Source organism: Avrilella dinanensis (genome assembly GCF_002807015.1).
In the GTDB taxonomy this organism is placed as follows: Bacteria; Bacteroidota; Bacteroidia; order Flavobacteriales; family Flavobacteriaceae; genus Flavobacterium; species Flavobacterium dinanensis.
In genome coordinates this window covers 1,135,795-1,152,284 of record NZ_NIPO01000001.1, presented here as the reverse complement: position 1 = coordinate 1,152,284, position 16,490 = coordinate 1,135,795, and the positions used below count along the sequence as shown (strand labels likewise).

At 39.9% G+C, this 16,490-nt stretch carries 12 protein-coding genes; 1 reads left to right on the top strand and 11 read right to left on the bottom strand.

Annotation, left to right across the window (positions count from 1 at the left end):
* Window positions 1-84 precede the first annotated feature (84 nt).
* Entirely contained in the window at window positions 85-1,068 is a 984-nt protein-coding gene (locus tag CDL10_RS05350) for an LLM class flavin-dependent oxidoreductase (RefSeq protein ID WP_100677583.1), read from the top strand.
* A 188-nt stretch (window positions 1,069-1,256) separates the two neighbouring features.
* On the opposite strand, the gene CDL10_RS05345 is transcribed toward CDL10_RS05350, so the two are convergent.
* The 11 genes from CDL10_RS05345 to CDL10_RS05295 form a co-directional block, all read right to left on the bottom strand.
* Window positions 1,257-2,189 (bottom strand): peptidylprolyl isomerase, encoded by a 933-nt coding sequence (locus CDL10_RS05345; RefSeq protein ID WP_100677582.1) that lies wholly within the window; start codon window positions 2,187-2,189, stop codon window positions 1,257-1,259.
* A gap of 196 nt (window positions 2,190-2,385) precedes the next feature.
* Window positions 2,386-3,603, bottom strand: coding sequence for a 2-oxoglutarate dehydrogenase complex dihydrolipoyllysine-residue succinyltransferase (gene odhB, locus CDL10_RS05340; protein ID WP_100677581.1), 1,218 nt, complete (start codon window positions 3,601-3,603; stop codon window positions 2,386-2,388).
* 34 nt (window positions 3,604-3,637) lie between these two features.
* The gene (locus tag CDL10_RS05335) at window positions 3,638-6,379 is read right to left on the bottom strand and encodes a 2-oxoglutarate dehydrogenase E1 component (protein WP_100677580.1); all 2,742 of its coding nucleotides are present in this window, start codon (window positions 6,377-6,379) and stop codon (window positions 3,638-3,640) included.
* A gap of 187 nt (window positions 6,380-6,566) precedes the next feature.
* The gene (locus CDL10_RS05330; RefSeq protein WP_100677579.1) at window positions 6,567-7,184 is read right to left on the bottom strand and encodes a LysE family translocator; all 618 of its coding nucleotides are present in this window, start codon (window positions 7,182-7,184) and stop codon (window positions 6,567-6,569) included.
* A complete protein-coding gene (locus CDL10_RS05325) occupies window positions 7,169-8,197 on the bottom strand; it encodes a quinone-dependent dihydroorotate dehydrogenase (RefSeq protein WP_100677578.1) in 1,029 nt (342 codons plus the stop codon). The genes CDL10_RS05330 and CDL10_RS05325 overlap by 16 nt, the downstream gene beginning before the upstream one ends.
* Before the next feature lie 63 nt (window positions 8,198-8,260).
* Window positions 8,261-9,361: a peptide chain release factor 2 gene (gene prfB / locus CDL10_RS05320; RefSeq protein ID WP_100677577.1), complete on the bottom strand. Its 1,101-nt coding sequence runs from the start codon at window positions 9,359-9,361 to the stop codon at window positions 8,261-8,263.
* Between the two features lie 267 nt (window positions 9,362-9,628).
* Complete coding sequence (gene guaB, locus CDL10_RS05315; RefSeq protein ID WP_100678652.1) at window positions 9,629-11,104, bottom strand: IMP dehydrogenase; 1,476 nt, start codon at window positions 11,102-11,104, stop codon at window positions 9,629-9,631.
* A gap of 57 nt (window positions 11,105-11,161) precedes the next feature.
* Window positions 11,162-12,025 carry a hydroxymethylglutaryl-CoA lyase gene (locus CDL10_RS05310; protein ID WP_100677576.1) on the bottom strand — a complete coding sequence of 288 codons (864 nt, stop codon included), beginning with the start codon at window positions 12,023-12,025 and terminating at the stop codon, window positions 11,162-11,164.
* Between the two features lie 185 nt (window positions 12,026-12,210).
* Entirely contained in the window at window positions 12,211-13,119 is a 909-nt protein-coding gene (locus tag CDL10_RS05305) for a lysophospholipid acyltransferase family protein (protein ID WP_100677575.1), read from the bottom strand.
* A gap of 12 nt (window positions 13,120-13,131) precedes the next feature.
* On the bottom strand, window positions 13,132-14,580 hold the full coding sequence (locus CDL10_RS05300) for a glyceraldehyde-3-phosphate dehydrogenase (protein ID WP_100677574.1): 1,449 nt from the start codon (window positions 14,578-14,580) through the stop codon (window positions 13,132-13,134).
* Between the two features lie 118 nt (window positions 14,581-14,698).
* On the bottom strand, window positions 14,699-16,342 hold the full coding sequence (locus CDL10_RS05295; protein WP_100677573.1) for an acyl-CoA carboxylase subunit beta: 1,644 nt from the start codon (window positions 16,340-16,342) through the stop codon (window positions 14,699-14,701).
* Between the last annotated feature and the right edge of the window lie 148 nt (window positions 16,343-16,490).

Genomic DNA, 16,490 nt, shown 5'->3' with positions numbered 1-16,490 from the left:
ATTTATTTTGCCTCAAAATTAGGAAATGTAATCTGGTTGACAAAGTTTTATTACCTTTGATGATGATGATTTAAAGATAAAAAAATGATTCCTTATTCCTTTCTCGATTTAGCCCACGTTACGCAAGGTAGTTCTTATACTGAAACTTTTGAAAAATCTGTCCGGTCTGCTCAATGTGCTGAGCGATTTGGTTATAAACGATACTGGTTTGCCGAACATCACAATATGGAAAGCGTAGCAAGCACTGCCACTCCGATTTTAATCGGGCACATTGCCGGAAAAACGAACCGCATTCGGGTTGGTTCCGGCGGAATTATGTTGCCCAATCACTCGCCGTTAATTGTAGCAGAAACCTTTGGTACACTGGCATCTTTATATCCAAATAGAATAGATTTAGGTCTTGGAAGAGCTCCCGGAACTGATACCAAAACTGCCCAATACATTCGTGCTGATTTTTTTCAGAACGCCCAAAATTTTGATGTTCGATTACAGGAATTACAACGTTTTTTTACTATGGAAAATCAGCATTCGGATTTGAGAGCCATTCCGGCAGAAGGAACGAATGTGCCTATCTGGATTCTGGGTTCAAGTACCGATAGTGCTTACGTCGCTTCGAGGTTTGGGTTGCCTTATGCTTTTGCCAGTCATTTTGCTCCGCAACAACTCGTTCATGCAATGGCTTTATACCGGCAAAAATGTGAAGAATTGAATAACAAACCGTATTCCATGGCTTGTTTTAATGTGATTATTGCCAATACTGAAAAAGAAGCTCAACGATTGTCAACTTCTTTTTATCGTATGTTTTTGGGAATTATCCGCAATGAAAGGAAACCTATGCAGCCGCCAGTCGATAGTATGGAAGGTTTGTGGAATCCGGAAGAGGAAGCCTATGTCAGACAAATGACAGCCTATTCGTTCATCGGAACAAAAGAATCCGTTTCCGAAGATATCCGATATGTGATTCAAAAATTACAACTGGACGAAGTGATTGTTTCCTGCCCGATATTTCATATAGAAGACAAGCTGACGTCTATCCAATATTTTGCTGAGATAATGAATGAGTGGTAATCTTATACAAATAGAAACTCCGCCTTGAGAGCGGAGTTTTTGTTATGACTTATTAATGAGTTTGTTTAAAGTTTCAAGTTGTTATCGTTACAATGAGATTTAGAATTTCACGTTCAAAATTTCAAATTACTTTCAGCCCAACCTTGAATTTTTCTAACTTTATAAACTTTAAAAAATCATAATATAAACTATTTCACATTAATCAATTCTACATCAAAAATCAATGTAGCATCTGGCGGGATTACTCCTCCGGCTCCTCTTGAGCCATAGCCTAAATACGACGGAATAACCAACCGGGCTTTGTCGCCTACCTGCAACAGTTGTAAGCCTTCGTCCCAGCCTTCGATAACCTGCCCGATTCCGACAACAAATTCCAAGGGTTGATTGCGTTTGAATGAACTATCAAATTCCTGACCATTAGCAAGTTTACCTCTGTAATGTACGGAAACAGTATTTCCTTTTTCGGCTTTTTTTCCGTTGCCTTTTTCGGTAATCTGATAGCGTAATCCGCTTGATGTTTTCTCAAATCCCTGAGATATTTTATCCAACTCGGCCTCGCTACGTTGTTTCTCTTCTTCTAGTCTCTTTTCGCGAGTTCCTTCAAATGTTCTGAAAGCTTCAATCGCATTCCATTTCTGAGCTTCCTCCCCTACCCGAATGATTTCTAAACTGTTAATAACATCATTAGGTTCTATGGCATCAACTACATCTTGTCCTTCAATCACATATCCGAAAACAGTATGATTATTGTCCAGCCAAGGTGTTGCCACGTGGGTAATAAAAAACTGGGAACCATTTGTCCCGGGACCGGCATTCGCCATTGAAAGCACTCCTGGTCTGTCATGTTTTAAATCCGGGTGGAATTCGTCATCGAATTGGTAACCAGGGCCTCCGGTACCACTGCCACTCGGACAGCCTCCCTGAATCATAAAGTCACTAATCACACGATGGAATTTCAGTCCATCATAATAAGGTTTTCCTTGCGGACGAATATCATTTTCGAGATTTCCTTCTGCCAAACCCACGAAATTCCCTACTGTTCCGGGTGTTTTATCATAAGTAAGCTGAATGAGAATATCTCCTTTTTCGGTATTGAATTTTGCGTAAATTCCGTTTTCCATAATAAAATATTTAGTCAGGCAAAGATACTTTAATCCGTCTAAATACACAAAAAAAGGGTTGACTATCCAGCCAACCCTTTATTGCTTTTAAAGTTTCATGTTTTTTTGTTTAAAGTTTGGGGTTCACACCCGGGATTTTAAATAATTCGCTTTTTTATGAGCGATTTACTTTAAACAAGTTCAACATCAAAATCTATTATAATTCCAATGCTTTAGTTGGATTGTTATCCATCAAAAGCTCTACCGGATTTTCTAATGCTTCTTTCACAGCAACCAAGAACCCTACAGATTCTCTACCATCAATAATTCGGTGGTCATAAGACAATGCGATATACATCATCGGAGCGATAACCACTTGTCCGTTCACAGCTACCGGTCTTTCGATGATATTGTGCATACCCAAAATACCTGATTGTGGCGGATTGATAATCGGTGTGGACAACATCGAACCGAAAACACCTCCATTGGTAATGGTAAACGTTCCTCCGGTCATTTCATCGACAGTAATTTTACCATCTCTGGCACGGGTTGCTAATCTTTTAATCTCAGCCTCAATGCCCCTGAAAGTCAATAATTCTGCATTTCGCACTACCGGCACCATCAATCCTTTTGGTCCGGATACTGCGATAGAAATATCGGCAAATTCATATTTAATCTGGTCTTGTCCGTCAATCATTGAGTTTACGTCCGGATAAAGCTCCAATGCTCTTGTAACCGCTTTGGTAAAGAAAGACATAAAACCTAAAGACACACCGTGCTTAGCTTTGAATGCTTCTTTAAATTCAGTTCTCAATCGGTTTATCTCAGTCAGATTTACTTCGTTGAAAGTAGTAAGCATTGCCGTGGTGTTTTTTGCCTCGACCAAACGCTCAGCTACTTTTCTGCGAAGCATGGACATTTTTTTGCGTTCGCTGTTTCGCGGTCCTCCGGTTGGCGTTCCCATAGACGGTACGGCATTAACCGCATCATCTTTAGTAACACGTCCGTCTTTTCCGGTACCCTGAATAGTAGCCGGGTCAATGTTTTTCTCGTTTAATATTTTCTTCGCAGCCGGTGATGCAGAACCTGTTGCATAGGTTTGCTCAGCTTGTTGCGGTGCTGGTGCAGCTTGTTTTTCTTCCGGTTTTTTATCTTCTTTCACTTCTGTTGTTGCAGAACCACCTTCTGGTTTAGCCGCACTTGTGTCAATCAGGCACACTACTTCTCCAACAGCTACAGCATCGCCTTCTTCTGCTTTAAGGGTAATTATTCCACTCGCTTCAGCCGGTAATTCCAAGGTAGCTTTATCTGAATCAACTTCTGCTATTGCCTGGTCTTTTTCTACATAATCTCCGTCCTGAACCAACCATGTAGCAATTTCAACTTCCGTGATAGATTCGCCCGGGGAAGGGACTTTCATTTCTAAAACACTCATCGGTTATATCTTTTTGTTTTCTGTTAGTAACTATTTATTGGTCTAATTTATTAAAAACTTTTTGAATGGCAGCACGGTGTCTTGCCTGTGACCTCATTACCGAACCTGATGCCGGTGCTGATGCGTCTGCCGGAGAGGCTAATCTGAATTTTACCAAATCGAAATTCATCAGCATATAGCTGTAAGCTCCCATATTTCTCGGCTCTTCCTGTGCCCAAACATAATCATCTGCATTGGGATAACTCTCAATAATCGCTTTGATTTTCTCCTTATCCAACGGAAATAATTGTTCGATACGCACAAAAGCTACATCATTTCTTTCCAGATTCTCTCTTTCTGCAATCAAATCATAATAGAATTTACCTGACACAAAAACAACTGTTTTTACGGCATTTTTATCGGTAATTTCTTTGTCATCAATAACAGTTTGGAATCCGCCGGAAGTAAATTCTTCTTTGGAAGAAACAGCTTTCGGGTGTCTGAGCAAACTTTTCGGCGACATCACAATTAATGGTTTTCTGAAATCAGTAACCATTTGTCTTCTCAGCAAATGAAACTGATTTGCTGGTGTAGTTGTGTTCACTACAAACATATTGTGGTCGGAAGTCAACTGCAAAAATCTCTCTAATCTTGCAGAAGAATGTTCCGCTCCCTGATGCTCATAACCGTGTGGCAATAACATCACAATTCCGTTTTGGTTGCCCCATTTATCTTCTCCGGAAGAAATATATTGGTCGGAAATAATCTGAGCCCCGTTAGAGAAATCCCCAAACTGTGCTTCCCAGATGGTTAATGCCTTCGGATTGGTTAATGCATATCCATATTCAAAACCTAACACGGCATATTCGGACAACAATGAGTTGTAAATACGCATTTGTCCGTTTTGGTTTTTAAGCTGATTCAGCGGAATGTAACTTTCTTCAGTATCTTCTGTTTTGATAACAGCATGGCGGTGTGAGAATGTTCCTCTTTCTACATCTTGTCCTGAAAATCTTACGTCAAAACCTTCTGAAATTAGCGTTCCGTAAGCCAACAACTCGCCCATAGCCCAGTCCAAACGGTCTTTTTCGTAGTACATAGACTTGCGGTCGTCAATCAATTTTTGCGTTTTCTTGATAAATTTCTTATCGTTCGGTAATTTTGTCAGCAATTCCGCAACTTCATCGAGTAATTCCGGTTTCACATTGGTATTATAATCAGCCAGCATCGTTTTACGGTCAGCAATTTTGTAGGTTTCCCACTCATTTTGCATAAAAGGAATAACGATAGCCTTCTCATTGTTTCGGGCTTCTTCCAGATTTTGCTCTAAAAGATTTTTGTACTCGTCTTCAATATTTTTGGCGTCCTGCTCGGTAATCACTCCGCTGTCAACCAATTTCTTGGTATATTGCACAGTCACTTTCTGATGTTTAGAAATCAGTTTGTATAACAAAGGCTGGGTAAATTTCGGTTCGTCACCTTCGTTATGCCCATATTTTCTATAACCAATTAAATCGATAAATACATCTTCCTTAAAATGATTTCTGTATTCCAATGCAAACAAAAATGCCTTAACTGCCGCCTCGGTATCATCTGCATTCACGTGAACGACCGGTGCTCCGACAACTTTGGAAACATCTGTGCTGTACACACTTGTTCTCGCATCTGTTTGATTGGTCGTAAATCCAACTTGGTTATTTAATACAATATGAATAGTTCCGCCGGTTTTATAAGCCCTGAGTCCTGACATCTGAACAACTTCATACACAATACCTTGTGCCGCCACGGCAGCATCGCCATGAATAGCTATCGGTAAAACCTGCGACGGACTGTCGCTGTAATATTTATCTTGTAGAGCCCTTGATACTCCTTCAATCACAGCTCCTACCGTTTCCAAATGTGATGGATTTGGTGCCAGATTGATGCTCAATTTTTTATCACCAAAATCAGTCTGGGTAGAATATCCTAAGTGATATTTTACATCGCCGTCAAACGAATCAGCCACATCGGCATAATCCTTTCCGTCGAATTCGGTAAATATATTTTTCGGTTGTTTGTTGAATATATTAGCCAGCATATTCAACCTTCCGCGATGTGCCATACCTACCACAACTTTTTCGATACCCGACTCTGCAGCTGCATCAAAAAGCTGGTGCATTGCAGGGATAACCGTTTCCAATCCTTCAATGGAAAACCTTTTTTGACCTACATATTTGGTATGGAAAAAGTTTTCAAAAGCACTGGATTTGATGAGCTTGGCTAAAATTTCTTTTTTCTTGTCGGCAGATATATCGGCAGCACCTTTTTCAAAATATTCAGCTACCCATTTAATTTTTTCCTCATTGTTGGTGTGTTCGAATTCTACTCCTACCGTACCACAATATATTTTTTGCAAATGAGCAACAATTTCCTTGAGTGTAGCTTTGTTCAACTGAACCATTTTTGAAACCTCAAAAACAGTATCTAAATCGCTGTTGATCAAACCAAAATGCTCGATAGAAAGATTAGGCGGGTTTGCCACTTTGCGTTCTTTCAGTGGGTTGATTTGACTTAGCAAATGCCCGTATCTGCGATAAGCATTAATTAACCGGATAACATCAAACTCTTTTTGCAGGTGCAAATCATTGACGTCCTGTATTAATCCATCTACAGAACCATTGTATTCAGTGGCAAAATCATAGCCCTGAAAAAAGGCTCTCCAACTTGGCTCCACACTGTCGGGACTTTGTAAATACTGGTCATACAAATCTGCAAAGAATGCAGTGTGAGCTGCGTTTAAAAAGGAAAATCTATCCATAGTTTTGTCTTAAAGACACTTTATTGTTTGTATTTAAATTGCTACAAATTTACAATACTTTATTTATTCTACCATATACTTTTGTATAGATTTAAACACACTTTACATATCAACAAAAATAAGCAGATTTTTTTATGAATATATCAAAAAAGATTTGATAAAATAAGGATATATCAAAAAATGAATTTTAAACAAAGAACATCACTGCCAATCCGACAAATACAATAACCTGAAAATATTTCAAAAAAAGCTGGAATTTTACGTTCTTACGCATAAAACCGGTTAATTTGGACGCTAAAGCAGCATATAGTGAAAAAATAATCAAAGCCTGAAAGACAAAAATTATTTCCATGGTAAAAATCTGTCCTTTGATATTTTCATTGGACAAATCAATAAAATTAGGAATAACTGCCAGAAAAAACATCAATACTTTCGGGTTGCTGATGTTCATAATTAATCCCTGAAAAGTATTGGCTATTGGATATTTTTTCGTGTTTTTCTCTGTAGCAATCTCGACCGTTTCCGGCTCAGATTTCCAAACTTTGTATGCCAGCCAAAGCAAATACAAAGCACCGAAGTATTTGACTGCCTGAAATATTCGCTCGTTTTGTGAGATTATCTGAGAAATCCCAAATGCCAGCAAAGAAGTGTGAAACAACAGCCCGACGGACAAACCCACTGCTGACGCCAAACCATATTTTCTGCCTTTGGAAATGCTTTGGGCAATCACATACATCACGTCCGGACCAGGGGCAATCGTGAGCAAAAAACTAGCAATAAGCACCGTGCTTATTTGTTCTGACATGTTTTTAAAATAGCTTTGTTGATGTCTTTGACCAACTTTGGTCCTTCATAAATAAACCCGGTATAAACCTGCACCAGACTGGCACCGGCGTTGAGTTTTTCCAAAGCATCTTCAGCAGTATGGATTCCGCCTACTCCGATAATCGGAAATGCTCCGTTACTTTTTTCATGCAAAAACCGAATTACTTCTGTACTGCGTTTTTTCAATGGCTGCCCCGACAACCCGCCGGTTTCTTTCTGATTGGTAGATTGCAAGCCTTCACGCGAAATGGTGGTGTTGGTAGCAATCACTCCGGCAATTTTCGTATCCTGAACAATATCAATAATATCCATCAACTGCTCGTTGGTCAAATCGGGTGCTATTTTGAGCAAAATCGGTTTGGTTTTGCTTTTTTGCTGATTTAAAGTCTGCAAAGTGCTTAACAATTCTGTGAGTGGTTCTTTATCCTGCAATTCACGGAGATTTGGCGTATTAGGCGAACTCACATTGACCACAAAATAATCGACATAATCATACAGTGCATTAAAGCATATTTTGTAATCTTCCACCGCCCTGTCGTTTGGTGTCACTTTGTTTTTACCGATATTCCCACCAATCAAAACGCCTTTGTTTTTTTTCAGCCGTTCAACAGCCACTTGCACTCCGCTGTTATTAAAACCCATTCGGTTGATGATTCCTTTATCTTCCTTTAAACGGAACAACCTCTTTTTAGGATTCCCGTCTTGCGGTTTGGGTGTAATGGTTCCGATTTCGATAAAACCAAAACCGAAGTTGTTCAATTCGTTGTAGATTTTAGCATCTTTGTCCAACCCTGCCGCCAAACCTACCGGATTATTGAATTTCAAACCAAACACTTCCCGTTCCAGTTTAGGATTATTCACCTGATAAATAGAGCGTATCAATGCAGAAACACCGGGAATTTTATTCAAAAATGAAATCATTCCGAAAGTAAAATGATGTACTTTTTCAGGGTCAAACTGAAACAGTATCGGGCGGATAAGTGTTTTGTACATATATAATGTATTCGTTTAAAGTTTATTATTGACGTTGCAAAAAAAATGGTTTATATTTTACCATTATTGTTCGTCTTCGTTTTGTCCCATCATCATCAGATAGGCTTTTAAAAATTCGTCTATTTCGCCATTCATTACCGCATCTACATCGCTGGTTTCATATTCAGAACGAACATCTTTGACCAGTTTATACGGGTGCATCACATAATTTCTGATTTGCGACCCCCATTCGATTTTCTTTTTGCCGGCTTCAATTTCATCTCTTTTTGCTTGACGCTTTTGCAATTCCATTTCATACAACTGGGATTTAAGCAATTGCATCGCCTTGGTTTTATTATCTAATTGCGAGCGGGTTTCAGAATTTTCAATAATGATTCCCGTTGGGTGGTGGCGTAACCGAACGGCGGTTTCCACCTTGTTCACGTTCTGCCCTCCCGCACCAGACGACCGCATGGTTTCCCATGAAATATCTGCCGGAGAAATTTCAATCTCAATGGTATCATCTGCCAATGGATAAACATATACCGAAACAAACGACGTGTGTCGCTTGGCGTTGCTGTCAAACGGGGAAATCCGCACCAAACGATGCACGCCGTTTTCGCCTTTCAGGTAACCAAAAGCATATTCGCCGTCGAACTCCAGAGTCACTGTTTTGACTCCCGCAACATCGCCTTCCTGATAGTTAAGCTCTTTGATTTTGTATTTGTTTTTCTCGCCCCACATCATATACATACGCATCAGCATAGACGCCCAGTCACAACTTTCCGTACCTCCGGCTCCGGCAGTAATCTGCAAAACGGCACTCATGCTATCCCCTTCATCTGACAACATATTTCTGAATTCAATATCTTCAACAAATTGCAAAGTTTTTTGGTATTGCTGAGTAACCTCTTCCTCTGAAGCATCGCCGGACTGAGCATATTCAAGTAATATCTGCAAATCCTCCAAAGACTCTTTGGCATTAGTATAGTCTTCCACCCATTTTTTCTTCGAGCGAAGTTCTTTCATGATGATTTCCGCCTTTTTGGAATCGTCCCAAAAATCAGGTGCAAAGGTTTTTTCTTCTTCGTTGGTAATTTCAATCAGCTTTTTCTCGATTTCCAAATACTTATGCAAGGCATCGATTCGCTCACTGAGATTTCTTATTTGTTCGTTATTGACCATATTGTTGTGTCGAGGTAATTTCCTACAAAATTAATGAATTTATGGTTAAAATTTCAGAAAAAGTCGATTAGTTGGTTAGCTATGAGTAAAGGGCCATTAGCCTGTCTCGGGTGTCACTTCGTTACTTCGTCACAGTTATCAGAACTTGAAACAAAAAACCTACAGAGTTAGCACAACAACGTGTACAAACCCTGTAGGTTTCTTTCTACATCAAACACCCTTCATTCGCTAATAACTCATTAATCAGATTTCTTCTTGAGCTGAAAATTATCTTCTGGAATAATTTGGTGCTTCTTTGGTAATCGTGATATTATGCGGGTGGCTTTCGCCGATTCCTGATGCGGTCAGTTGAACAAAACGAGCGGTTTCCTGCAAGGTTTTGATATCTTTTGCTCCGCAATACCCCATTCCGGCACGTAAACCACCGATAAATTGCAACATACTCTCAGCCAGTTCGCCTTTGTATGCTACACGTCCTTCGATACCCTCCGGAACGAGTTTTTTCACGTCGTCTTCCACATCTTGGAAATAACGGTCTTTCGAGCCTTGTTTCATCGAGGCTAATGACCCCATACCGCGGTATGATTTGTACTTTCTGCCTTCATAGATTATGGTTTCGCCCGGCGACTCTTTCGTTCCTGCCAACAATGACCCTAACATCACGCAATCAGCTCCGGCTGCCAAAGCCTTCGGAATATCGCCTGTGTAACGGATTCCTCCGTCTGCAATAACCGGAACTCCCGAACCTTTCAGTGCTTCTGCTACTTCCAACACTGCAGAAAACTGAGGAAATCCAACCCCTGCAACCACGCGGGTAGTACAGATAGACCCCGGCCCGATACCAACTTTCACGGCATCTGCACCGGCTTCCGCCAAATATAAAGCCGCTTCGGCAGTGGCAATATTACCGACAATCACATCTATTTCAGGAAAACTTTTCTTGACTTCTTTCAAAACAGTAACCACGCCTTTGGTGTGTCCGTGGGCAGTGTCGATAATCAAGGCATCAACTCCCGCTTTGACCAATGCACCGGCACGCTCAACCGCGTCGGCAGTTACACCCAAGGCAGCCGCTACACGCAAACGCCCGTATTTGTCTTTGTTGGCATCGGGTTTCAATGTCAATTTGGTTATATCTCTGAAAGTAATCAGTCCGATTAATTCATTTTTGCTATTAACAACAGGTAGTTTCTCGATTTTATTTTCTTGTAATATATGTTCGGCATCTTCGAGCGTTGTTCCCTCAAATGCAGTCACAATATTATCTTTTGTCATCACTTCGGTGATGGAACGGTTGCCATCACGCTCAAAACGCAAATCACGATTGGTTACAATTCCTGCCAGTATATTATTTTCATCTATGATAGGAATACCGCCAATGCTGTTTTCACGCATCGCATTTTTGGCATCAACAACAGTCGCAGTAAGCGGAAGTGTAACCGGGTCGATAATCATACCCGATTCGGCTCTTTTCACTTTTCTTACTTCGGTTGCCTGTTGCTCGGCGGTCATATTCTTGTGCAATACACCGATTCCGCCCTCACGAGCCATGGCAATAGCCATCGCACTTTCGGTCACGGTATCCATCGCTGCCGAAATAACAGGAGTGTTCAGGGTAATATTTCTGGAAAATTTTGTTTGAATGTTTACTTCTCGTGGTAATACTTCCGAATAATTCGGGATAAGAAGTACATCGTCATACGTCAATCCCTGACCTATGATTTTTGAGGTGTGTGCTTTCATGTGCAAATCGTAGTTGAATTGCATGCAAATTTAATCATTTTTTTTGAAGTATGAAAATCAATGATAAAAATCAAATATTTTCATTGATTCATTATACGAACTTTCAAACGCAGTAGGTTTGATTCCCGTATCTATTTTATTTGCGGTAAAATAACTCAGCATTTTTTCGGTTGGCATATTTCCTGTCAAATCGTCTTTTGCCATCGGGCAACCGCCAAAACCTTTGATAGCTCCGTCAAAACGTGTGCAACCTGCTTTGTATGCCGCATCGATTTTTTCAAACCATCTGTCGGGCGTGGTATGCAAATGTGCTCCAAACTCAATATCGGAATATTGCGGAATGAGATTAGCAAACAGATAATCAATCACTTCGGGTGTTGAGCTCCCGATAGTATCGGACAATGAAAGGATTTTCACACCCATATTTGCCAGCTTTTCTGTCCATTCCGCTACGATTTCGACATTCCATGGGTCTCCGTACGGATTTCCAAATCCCATAGATAAATATGCCACAACTTCTTTGTTGGTTTTTTGTGCGATTTCAATGATTTGTTGTAAGGTTACGATAGATTCGGCAATGGTTTTGTGTGTATTACGCATCTGAAAATTTTCTGATATCGAAAACGGATAACCTAAATACTGAATTTCGTCATGCACCGACGCCAGTTCCGCTCCTTTTACATTGGCAATAATGGCGAGCAGTTTACTTTTGGTTTGTGATAAGTCCAACTGTGCCAGTACCTCAGCGGTATCCTGCATTTGCGGAATCGCTTTCGGGGACACAAAACTTCCGAAATCTATGGTGTCAAAGCCCGCTGCCAATAGTGATTGGATATACTGTACCTTTTTCTCTGTAGGAATAAACATTTTGATGCCTTGCATGGCATCTCGCGGACATTCGATAATCTTCACTGATTTCATCTGTTCATTTTTTTGCTTTTAACAGCAAACTTAATTGTTATGGCTGATTATAGCTTCAAATATAATTCATTTTATCTGAATAGGAAAAATTAAGTTAGTTTTCAGCCAATAGTGATTAGCCAAAAGCCATTAGTAACCTCAGTCGTTACTTTGTCACTTCGTTACTTCGTTACAATTTACAGTTGTCAGAACTTGAAACTACCTAGATTATTGTATAAGTCCTTTTTGCCACGGTGTTTCCAGCGTTTGTGCGTCCATAGGTAATATTCTGGTGCCTGATGGATTTGCTGTTCTACTTTTTGCAGATACTGTTTGGTCAGTTCAAATTTCGGAAGAGATTGCACATCGTCTGTCAAAACTTCAAAAGTTGCCTGATAATGTCCTCTTTTCATTTTTTCTACTTTGAGATACAGTACATTCATGTCGAATTTTTTAGACAAAACTTCGCCTCCGGCATAAACCGGTACTTCAATACCCAAGAATTTCTCCCAATGACTGTTTTTTTTCAGTTGAGGAGATTGGTCTGCAGCTAAACCATATATGCCTTTTATTCCTTTATTTTCGTTGGAACGTATGACTGATGCTGTTTCAAAAATATGAATGAGATGTGTTTTGAACCGTCCGCGGATTTTTTTGACTAAATCATCAAAATGTTTGTTGTTGATCTTTTTGTAAACAGCGTATCCCTCAAAATTAACGTAATTATTCATCGAAATAACCCATTCATAGCTGGCATAATGGGCACACATCAGAATAATACTTTTGTTTTGGGATTCCATTTCCCGATAGACTTCCATGTTGGTAAAAACAAATCTTTGATTGATTTGTTTCCGGCTTATTTTCATGGTTTTAATCATTTCCAAGAACATATCGCACATGTGTCGGTATGATTTTTTCTCTATGATTAAACGTTCTTTTTCAGAAAGATGCGGAAAAGTCAATGCCAGATTTTCTCTGACTGTTTTTTTACGATAGCCTATGAGATAATAAGTAATCCCATAGGCTATGTCTGATAAAAAATATAATATTCTGAACGGTAATAATGCAATCAGCCAAAGCAGTGGATAGGCTATGATATAGACAAGAAATTGCATTATATTTTGTTTTTAGTAATAAAAATATCTTCGGACTTGGGCAATGTATTTCGCCAATCGAACTACCTGCATGCTGTAACCGAATTCGTTGTCATACCATACGTACAGCACCATATTCTTCCCATCGGGAGAAACAATGGTCGCTCTGCTGTCATAGATAGACGGTGCCGATGTACCGACAATATCAGAGGAAACTAATTCGTTACTAATCGAATATTTGATTTGCTCTACCAGATTTCCTTCGAGAGCGTGTTTTTTCATGATTTCGTTGATTTCCTCAACAGAAGTAGCTTTTTCCACTTCCAGATTCAACACTACTAATGAACCATTTGGCACCGGAACTCTGATTGCATTAGAAGTCAATTTACCTGCCAATGACGGCAAAGCTTTTGCCACGGCACTCCCTGCTCCTGTTTCGGTAATTACCATATTCAAGGCGGCAGCTCTACCTCTACGGTATTTTTTATGTTTATTATCTACCAAGTTTTGGTCGTTAGTATAGGCATGGATAGTTTCCAAATGCCCTTTTTTCACACCTAAAGTACTCTCAACAGCGGCTAAAACCGGCGTGATAGCATTGGTTGTACACGATGCTGCCGACCAGATTTTGGTGGTATCCACATCATATTCATCGTGATTAACTCCATACACAATATTCGGCACACCTTTGCCCGGTGCAGTAAGCAGCACTTTGTCGGCTCCTTTTGATTTCAGATGTCTTGACAAGGCTTCTTCATCTTTGAAAACACCTGTGTTGTCGATAATCAAAGCATCTTCAATGCCATATTGCGTGTAATCAATATCTTCAGGTTGATTGGCTGTAATCATTCGTACAGGCGAACCGTTGATAATCAATGACTCATTTTCCACATCAATATTAACAGACCCATGGAAATCTCCATGCACGGAATCATACATCAAAAGAGAAGCTCTTTTTTCCAATGAACTTTCATCGTTAGGATCTCTGGTAACAATGGCTTTTAAACGCAACTGTTGTCCTTTTCCGATTTTGGACATCAACTCTCTTGCCAACAAGCGTCCGATTCGTCCAAAACCGTATAATACTACATCTTTCGGTTGGATTTCCGGTGAATTTTTAGCATCTTTCAACTTGTCCACCACAAATGACAAAGTATCATTGTATTTGTTTCCTTCCAATTGATATTCATAGGTTAATTTCCCTAAATCAATACGAGCCGGCGGCAAATCTGAAGTAGAGATAGCTCTTGCGATTTCTACCGTATCAAAAACGTTTATCGGTTTTCCTACGAATTTTCCGGCATATTCATGCAGGTTGATAATGTCGCTTACATTTCTGTCCAACAATTGATTTCTGAATAAAATCAACTCGATAGATTTGTCAAACCATAAATCGTTTACAAACTTGATTAGTTCTACGCAAGCTTTTCTTCTGTCTGCCTGAAAAGCCAATTCTTTTCCGTATGAATCGTTAGTTCCCATGAAATGAAAAATATAAATTAGATAAAATTAAGTCCTACAAAAGTAACAAAATAATTGATATGATAAATTTTAAATTTTTTGAAACAAAAAACGGCTATAAAATAGCCGAATATATTGTTTATACCTGTATTACTCCCAGATTAAATGGTTTTTCGATGGGTGCGTGATCGGCAGCCTCGATGCCCATCGATATCCATTTTCGGGTATCAACCGGGTCAATTATTGCATCTGTCCACAATCGGGCAGCGGCATAATAAGGCGAAACCTGTTTGTCGTATCTCGCTTTGATTTTTTCAAACAATTCTGTTTCTTTTTCCGGTGTGAGCTCCTTACCTTTTGCTTTGAGCGATGACGCCTCGATTTGCAACAGCACTTTTGCCGCCTGTGCTCCGCCCATTACCGCCAACTCTGCACTTGGCCAAGCAAAAATCAACCTTGGATCGTAAGCCTTACCGCACATAGCATAGTTTCCGGCCCCATAGGAATTACCTACCACAACCGTAAATTTAGGCACAACAGAATTGGACACTGCATTGACCATTTTTGCTCCATCTTTAATAATTCCACCATGTTCAGATTTTGAACCCACCATGAATCCGGTTACGTCCTGCAAAAACACCAACGGAATTTTCTTTTGGTTACAGTTGGCGATAAATCTCGTGGCTTTATCGGCAGAATCGGAATAAATCACACCGCCAAACTGCATTTCGCTTGGTTTGGTTTTCGCTGCAGTTGTTTTGACTACCATTCGTTGATTAGCGATGATTCCCACCGCCCAACCATCAATGCGGGCATAAGCCGTAATAATCGTTTGTCCGTAACCTTCTTTGTATTCTTCAAACTTAGAATTGTCCACCAAACGTTTGATAATTTCTTTCATATCATATTGTTCGGCTCTGGATTTTGGCAGAATACCATATATTTCCTCCGGATTTTCTTTAGGTTTAACCGCTTTCACACGGTTATAACCGGCTTTGTCAAAACCGCCTATTTTATCAACAATATTTTTGATTTTATCCAAAGCATCTTTGTCATCTTTTGCTTTATAATCCGTTACACCGGAAATTTCGCAATGTGTAGTTGCACCACCAAGCGTTTCATTATCAATACTTTCACCAATAGCAGCTTTTACCAGATAACTTCCTGCCAAAAATATACTTCCTGTTTTATCTACAATCAATGCCTCGTCGCTCATAATCGGCAGATAAGCCCCTCCGGCAACGCAACTGCCCATTACTGCAGCAATCTGCGTGATTCCCATTGATGACATCACGGCATTGTTTCTGAAAATACGTCCAAAGTGTTCTTTGTCGGGAAAAATTTCGTCCTGCATCGGCAAATAAACGCCCGCACTGTCCACCAAATAAATAATCGGTAACCGGTTTTCGATAGCGATTTCCTGAGCACGAAGATTTTTTTTGCCCGTAATCGGGAACCAAGCTCCGGCTTTCACAGTAGCGTCATTGGCGACAACGATACATTGTTTTCCTTTGATATAACCAATTTTCACAACCACACCGCCTGACGGGCAACCACCATGTTCGGCATACATTTCTTCTCCGGCAAAAGCCCCGATTTCAATGCTGTTTTTTCCACTATCTAACAAATAATCAATTCGCTCGCGGGCTGTCATTTTGTTCTGACTGTGTAGTTTGGCAATTCGTTTTTCCCCTCCGCCCAGCTTTACTTTGGCTAATCTTCTTTTAAGTTCAGAAACTAAAAGTTTATTGTGGTCTTCGTTTTTATTGAAGTTTAAATCCATAGTGTTATTTTTAAAGTTCGGCTAAAGTACAAATTTACAAACAATCTTCAAAAATTGTTTTAGTGATTGGTGAATTAGTTGATTAGGCAAAAGCCATCAGCAGTTCCAGTCTTCACTACGTTGCAATTATCGGAACTTGAAACAAAAA